This is a genomic window from Clostridium sp., assembly GCF_051278035.1.
Lineage (GTDB): Bacteria > Bacillota > Clostridia > Clostridiales > Clostridiaceae > Clostridium_AD.
On record NZ_JBNMNU010000201.1, the window covers coordinates 1 to 7,144 of the forward strand.

A 7,144-nucleotide genomic window follows, 5' to 3' on the forward strand; every position below is an offset into this window, starting at 1 on the left:
GCATCGTGCAGGCTTGTTTGCTATACCTATTTTTATCGCTACTTGCTCTCTTAACATAAAATTTATAGTTCTAGACGACTCCATACAAATTCAAGTTTTATTTATTAGTTTCCGTGAGTACTCAGATATACTTGGTCTTCACTAATTTTCCAAACATACTGCTCCACACATATTCCATTTAATATTTCACTTATAAACGAACCCCATGAATTTGGAATTTCAAACTTGATACCTCTCAATATGCTCCAACCGCCTTTCCTCAAATCATAAATAACCCGTTCTCAAATCAGCCTATTAAAGGTGCTAATGCCCAATCGTATTCTACTATTAAACTGCTATATCAAAGACCCACTCCTTTGCTAATATGAGTCTTCTACTTGTGTCGCCTCTTAAGAAACATGCGAACTAACTTATTAAAATAATATGTTGGGATTAAAATACTACTGTATTATTTTTTATTGCTTGCAATTGACCAAATAATAACAGAAATAAAGGTTGAAACCAATAAAGTTAGAAAAATCGGTATAAATATAGGTCTTGAAACTGACATATACTGCGGGTATTTATTTTTGACTGTATACATAATAATAGTATTTCCTGAAAGTGCAATTAAATTTAATGCAAAAATTATATAGTATTTATCTTTTTTCACTCTAAAAATATTCCACATGAAATAAATCATCCCAAATAAGAATATTCCCACAATTGCCGTAGGCGGAATACGGTCTATTCCAATAAATCTTATTGCAAAAGCTATAGCTAATACTAACACTACTCTAATTATTTTATTATCTTTCATAATATTTCACATTATCTCCTTATATAAATACCATTACTAATTATTCTCCTTACTATAAATTTTTATTCCTAATAGCTTTTCTAGCAGCTTATTTTTACATCAATGTAAAAATAAGCACCCCTGGGGTATTTGTGAAGGCTTGCCTGAGCTTGCTACTGGCTATTATAGGACGTAGTTGGTTAATTAACAACAAAAAAATCCACACCCAAATATAGTGCAGATTTATGCTTAAGTTAATAATATTGTTGTGTCGTCATAAAAGAATATTATGAAGTACTAAAGTATTTTTTGTTTTCAGCTTTTATAACTTCATTTCCATAATTCTACTTCGAGTTTCCATTCCTTGATTTTCATAGAACTCAATTACATTTTTGTTAAATGCCCATACCATTAATTCTAAACAATCCACATTAAATTCTAAAGTACATTTTTTTGCTTCATTAAATAATCTTTTGCCAATGCCTTGTTTTCTATACTCTTGAGAAACACATAAATCTTCCATATAAGCAACTCTTCTTGGAACTAAAGATGTATTAGTTGATATTGGTTTAATTGAAATAATACATAAGCCTACAATAATATAGTTAATTTCAGCTAAAATTGATATTGTATTACTATCATGTACAATGCTTAAAAAATCTTTTTTAGAAATTGGTTCATCAGTTTTTCTATAAAAATCTGGTCTACTGTCCATATGCAATCTATGCACTTGATTCATTAAAATATTAAAGCCCTCAAAATCATCAATAGAAAAATTTCTAATTGTTATTTCTAGCATATATTCCCTCCATTTAAATAATAATCTTCACAATAGATTACCATTGTGACGCAGTTCTCTACAATTCCACAACAACTTGTCTCTTAAATTATACCATAAAGCACCATTTTACAAATTCATATAGGCTGCTACCATAATCAAAACTTAATAGTTACGGTATCAATATAGTCCAAAAAAAAAATAGAAAAGAACATTTCTGCTCTTTTGCGTAATATTTGAACAAAACGACTTGATGAAATTATATAATATTCTGATTTGTTTTATTTCGTTTAAGCCATATAACAGCAATTACTAATATTGTTAAAGATATTACTGCAATTAGTGTAAAGTAAGTGATATTGCTATGCATAAAGAATCTAAGCCCATGCCACTGCCCTAAGAACAATAGCATTAGAGGGAATAGCCAACCAGCCCCGCCTACAGTATCAACCACGCTCCCATACAACACTGTTATCGAGGTTATAAATGTAATAACACAAAATACTGAACAATACTTCACTGCTCCACGATTTCTGCCTTTTATTCCAGTTACTAAAACCAAAATCCAAACAGTTGCATACCAAAATGTTATAATCACACTTCTTATTGATGCTGAACTGCCATCTTGAAACTCTACAAAATTTAATAATAAACAAGCAATAAAGGTTACAATAGATAAAATAACAAATATGCCAGATAATGTTCTATTGTCTCCCATTTTTAAACCCCCTCTCATAAATCTTGCGTCGCACTTTTATACCCTTGTGTCGGTGCTTATGAACAATACATAAATATGTTACTGGGATGTAATATCTATAGTCTTACTATCAATTTGGACATGATTAATGTCTTTCCACTTAACAACATCCTCACCTTCTCCATAATTACCAGAGTAAATAAGTCTATTTTTCTTAAATAAGTAGCAATATTTTTCTGCTAAATATACATGAGTAGAGCCACCAACAGCACCATTGTTTATAGAGTATACTTCAATCATTTGTTTGTTATTTGGTGAATCTAACGTCTTAACTAACTTTACAGATGTAAAAATTAATCTTACAAACAGAAACACAAACATTATAATTAAAAGTAGAATATATGAAAAATCAGAAAAAAGTTTAAATATACCATGAGATTTTTTGGAGCGTAATAGCGGGAATATCAATAATGATGGAAATATCAAAAATAACGGTAGAGCAATAAAGTGATTGAGATATGATATATATGTTACATATATAAGTAACATATTGAATAGTATAAAGAAACCATTATGAATATTTAAAGAATAATGATTACGAATAATTGTAATAGTTATAATTGACAAAACAACATATACACCATAATAAATATTTTGTACAACATTAGATATAAAATATAAACTGTTTAAAGTCAATACACTGCAAATCAATAGTACTATTCCTAAAATCCAAATTTTTTCATGAATCAATTTTTTTAAATACATTTAGTCCCCCTTATAAACTATCATTAAACTATCAATAAACCACTAATATATTTGAAAATTAATTTTACTATGACGCCCTATTTCACTATTGTTCATCAATTCCAGTTGATTGCCTTTAGTCTTAACCCAATCATTTTTTAATAAATCCATGTATACAACATCTTGAAAGTCACCTTTCCTACTATCAAAGTATCCTTGTCTAATTACGCCTATTTCTTTAAACCCCATTCTTTTGTATAGACTCTGTGCTTTCTGATTGTCTAACATTGTTGTGATTTCAATTTTATTCAAATTGAAAAATCTAAATAAAAAGTCTACAAAATGAAATAATGAATCTTTTCCATAGCCTTTTCCTTGTTCATCAACTTCACAAATCTTTATTCCAAATTCGCACTTTTGATTTCGTGCGTCCCAGTCACAATAATTCATCTCTCCAATAGGTTTATTCCCTTCCCTTTTATATATTATAAATCTTTTTCTATCTGGAAATACATTAGAATTTTCGATTTCTTTTAGGATATTGATACGTATTGCTTCTTTGCTTTGTAATGTTCCAAAGGCATGGGTAGCATGTCCCATCATATCCCCATTGTTCCACCACTTATATAAATACTCCTCATCCCCTAATTCAAGTTGTCTTATAAAAACATTTTTCCCATCAATCATACTCTACCCTCCTAACCATAGTCGTTGCAAAATTTATGAATGTTACGTGTTAATGTCATTATTTATACAACTCCAGTTATCTCTAGTAATAGCCATTAAGTAATAATCTCTAAACTCTCCTTCAGCAAACTTATATTTGTTTAATATTCCCTCTAGCTTAAATCCAGTCTTTTCTCCAATAGCTTTCATACCCAAATTGTCAGTTCTGGTTGTATACTGGATTCTCATTATATTTTTAGTTTTAAAAAGATAATTAACAAACAGCCTTATGCATTCTATTCCTATCCCTTTACCTCTTGATGACTCTTCAGCTATTAATAAGCCTATTTCAAGAGTAGTAATACTTCCTAAAACTTCTATAGAGTCTACTACACCTATTGACTTTCCTTCCTTGTCCTCAATTATTCCATAGAATCTAGCGACATTTTTTGTGCTTTTTTCAAGAGATTCTAAAAAACTATCTTTATATACCATCTCCATATCCATAAAATTACCTAAACATTTTTGGCTCTGTATCCATGAATAAAAAAGTTCGAAATCACCCTTTTCTATTGGTCTTATTATTACAGTATTTCCATTTAGCATAGTTACCCTCCTATAAATTAGCAAAAATTAATAAAGTAAGGTATTAATTTTGTTCAAAATGTTATTTCATATTTTTTTACGATTCTTCGTCACGGTAGTAGGCGTGGATTACTCCACGTCCCCCGCACAGAATCCCGGCGTGCGGAACTACCGCACCGGGCTCTTCAGAATATTCGAATCCGTAATCAGACAAAACATATATCAAACCTAATCTGATGATTTGTACTTTCTGTGATTCTTGGAGTTATCACTCCATACCTTTTTATCATCTTCTTAAATTCAATCCAAATAAAGCTACGCCTTTGACTTCTTCTATTTAACCATTTATACAATGTTTCCATTGTTATTCGATAGAAGCCATTAAGGTCTTTAGAATTACCTATTACCCCATAGTAGTTATAATATCCTCTAAGTTTTGAGTTAAGTAATTTTATTATGGCAACTAATCTCTTACTTCTTATACCTTTACACCAATTTTTCATATTATTGAGAGATTGCCTTAATTTTTTCCTTGAAGTTCTTCTTTTAATAATATCTTTTCCCAGGTATGAAACTCCCCATCTATACTCAAAACCTAAAAATTCAAAATAGGTCTTTTCTTGCTTTCTAAATCTTGAAAAACTTATAATATTAGTCTTTTCAAGAGATAGTTCTAATTCAAATTTCCTTAGTCTTTTGGGCAGTTCATTATAGAATCTCTCAGCATCTCTTTTATATCTAAATGCACATACAAAATCATCTGCATACCGACATATATACGCTTCACCTTCTGATTTTGGTTTTACTACTTTTTCAAACCATAAGTCTAAAACATAATGAAGATATATATTAGATAAAGTTGGACTAATATTCCCACCTTGTGGACAACCTGTAATAGGATGTTTAACTAATCCATCTACATCTAATATCCCTGCTTTTAACCATTTTTTGATTAAGCCTATAAATGCTCTATCATTAATTTTATATTCAAGCATTTTTAATAGCCAGTCATGGTCAATATTATCAAAAAAACCCTTAATATCAGCTTCTACTATAAAACTATACTTGCTAAATTGCAGTTCCTTTGTAAGGTCTTTGACTGCCTTTCCAGCACCTACATTAGGTCTATATCCATAGCTACTTTCTAAAAATTCCGGTTCATATATCGCTTTCAGTATCATAGTTACTGCATTTTGCAGTATTTTATCAGAGACACTTGGTATACCTAACGGTCTCTTTTTACCATTTCCTTTCGGAATCTCTACTCGCTTTACTAACTTAGCATGGTATCTTTTATTCTTTAACGCATCAACTATTTCGCTTATATTCTCAGTTAAGTTTTCAGCATATTCTTTTGCTGTTATTTTATCCACTCCAGCTGACGCTTTTTTATTGATGGTTTTCCATGCATAACCTAAAGCTTGTTCATTTAGCAATTCATATAAATTAGAAAATTTATGTTCTTTGTTTTGTTTTGCCTTCTGCTCTATTCCTTGTAGTGAGGTTTGCATTAATTTTTCCAGTCCTACATGTCTGGTTAATGTTTCCTTTTCAAGGTACATATTCATTGTCCACTCCTTCCCCACGTAGACGGCTTTCCCGTCCTCAGAGTACTACGGGTGAATCCGACTTCCTATAAACCTTTGGTCATCCTCTTTTTCCATTGGAGAGACCTACCAATTTGCATTGGAATCTATAGGTTCTCCCAAGTTCTTAGATATTTCTCTACATACATGCCATGTCCTTGGACTCCGACAGACCCTCTAATATCTCACCAATTACGATATTATTATATTGACTTCCATGATAGATAACATGTCGTCATCTGTATTTTAAAGTCTGTTTCCAGACTCAACTATTAACGGAGCTGAATATGCTTCAGGAATTACGGTTTTCCCTATGGCCTACATGTTACTCTGTGTACACTTCACCTATCTGTTACCAGTTTCGGCGCAACACTCGATAAGGTTGGTTGGTTAGACCCTGTCCTATAGAGACTTTCACTCTATCAGAAATACCAAGCTTCGCTTGGCGTACATCTATTGTAGTTTTAAGATAGATGAACAATATTAGAAAATGGCGACAAAAACCATACTATCTTCTTTCTAACGTAACATTATTTTTAGTGATGAACACTATTTTGCTTGAGTTGAAATAGGTAGTGTAGTCTCTTTCCACTCGCCATTTAAATTCCCCCAATAGTTACCTGTTTGTCTATCTAATATTATATAATAATTTCCTGCTACTTGTATGTACTCATAACGGTTTGAATTTTGTACCTGTTGAAGCGATTTAGTTTCATTATTTGTGTTGGTTTTTAATGATTGAGAGATGAACCAAGAACTTAAAACCATACATAAACCTAAAAAAACAATTGAAAAAGCACAAAGATTTTTTTTCAAAGTAATGTCCCCCCTTCTATAATTTTAAATATTGCACCGCCATATTTTACAATCCCGAAACAACTTGTCTCTTAAATCATACCATAAAAAACCATTTTTACAAATGCACATAGGCTGCTACAGTAATCAAAACTTTATAGTTATGATTACTGTAGCAGCCTTAAAAAATAGAAAAGAGCATTTCCGCTCTTTTGCGTAATACAGGAAACTTATTCATTAATTATATAATGATATTAATACATTTTTCTTATGATAAAGGATTAATTACTATAGGCGCATTAACGTCAGGTACAGGTAGTAATTGTACTGGAAATTCGGATTCACCATTTATTGCTGGTATTACTACCCTTATACCTTCGTCATTTGAAGATTCTTTAATATCTGGAATATACCCTTTTTCAGTTGATTTAATTATTATTCTACTGGACCTATCTTCAATCTTACTACCATCTCTGTTTGGAAAATTAATAGATAGTAAAGCAATACAACTAATA

Annotated in this window: 10 protein-coding genes; all 10 read right to left on the minus strand. The window is 30.9% G+C overall.

Features of this window, described 5'->3' with window-relative positions:
* Nucleotides 1-104: 104 nt before the first annotated feature.
* A complete protein-coding gene (locus ACJAX4_RS20550; protein ID WP_435791299.1) occupies nt 105-263 on the minus strand; it encodes a DUF2691 family protein in 159 nt (52 codons plus the stop codon).
* Between the two features lie 185 nt (nt 264-448).
* Nucleotides 449-799 (minus strand): hypothetical protein, encoded by a 351-nt coding sequence (locus ACJAX4_RS20555; protein WP_435791300.1) that lies wholly within the window; start codon nt 797-799, stop codon nt 449-451.
* A 301-nt stretch (nt 800-1,100) separates the two neighbouring features.
* Nucleotides 1,101-1,577 (minus strand): GNAT family N-acetyltransferase, encoded by a 477-nt coding sequence (locus ACJAX4_RS20560; RefSeq protein ID WP_435791301.1) that lies wholly within the window; start codon nt 1,575-1,577, stop codon nt 1,101-1,103.
* 238 nt (nt 1,578-1,815) lie between these two features.
* Entirely contained in the window at nt 1,816-2,274 is a 459-nt protein-coding gene (locus ACJAX4_RS20565; protein ID WP_435791302.1) for a hypothetical protein, read from the minus strand.
* Nucleotides 2,275-2,352: 78 nt separating this feature from the next.
* A complete protein-coding gene (locus ACJAX4_RS20570) occupies nt 2,353-3,018 on the minus strand; it encodes a DUF5412 family protein (RefSeq protein ID WP_435791303.1) in 666 nt (221 codons plus the stop codon).
* Nucleotides 3,019-3,060: 42 nt separating this feature from the next.
* Nucleotides 3,061-3,684: a GNAT family N-acetyltransferase gene (locus tag ACJAX4_RS20575; protein WP_435791304.1), complete on the minus strand. Its 624-nt coding sequence runs from the start codon at nt 3,682-3,684 to the stop codon at nt 3,061-3,063.
* 42 nt (nt 3,685-3,726) lie between these two features.
* A complete protein-coding gene (locus ACJAX4_RS20580) occupies nt 3,727-4,269 on the minus strand; it encodes a GNAT family N-acetyltransferase (protein ID WP_435791305.1) in 543 nt (180 codons plus the stop codon).
* Nucleotides 4,270-4,454: 185 nt separating this feature from the next.
* On the minus strand, nt 4,455-5,816 hold the full coding sequence (ltrA, locus tag ACJAX4_RS20585; protein ID WP_435791306.1) for a group II intron reverse transcriptase/maturase: 1,362 nt from the start codon (nt 5,814-5,816) through the stop codon (nt 4,455-4,457).
* 567 nt (nt 5,817-6,383) lie between these two features.
* Complete coding sequence (locus ACJAX4_RS20590; protein WP_435791307.1) at nt 6,384-6,650, minus strand: hypothetical protein; 267 nt, start codon at nt 6,648-6,650, stop codon at nt 6,384-6,386.
* A 247-nt stretch (nt 6,651-6,897) separates the two neighbouring features.
* The coding region (locus ACJAX4_RS20595; protein ID WP_435791308.1) for a hypothetical protein at nt 6,898-7,144 on the minus strand (247 nt) is incomplete at its 5' end.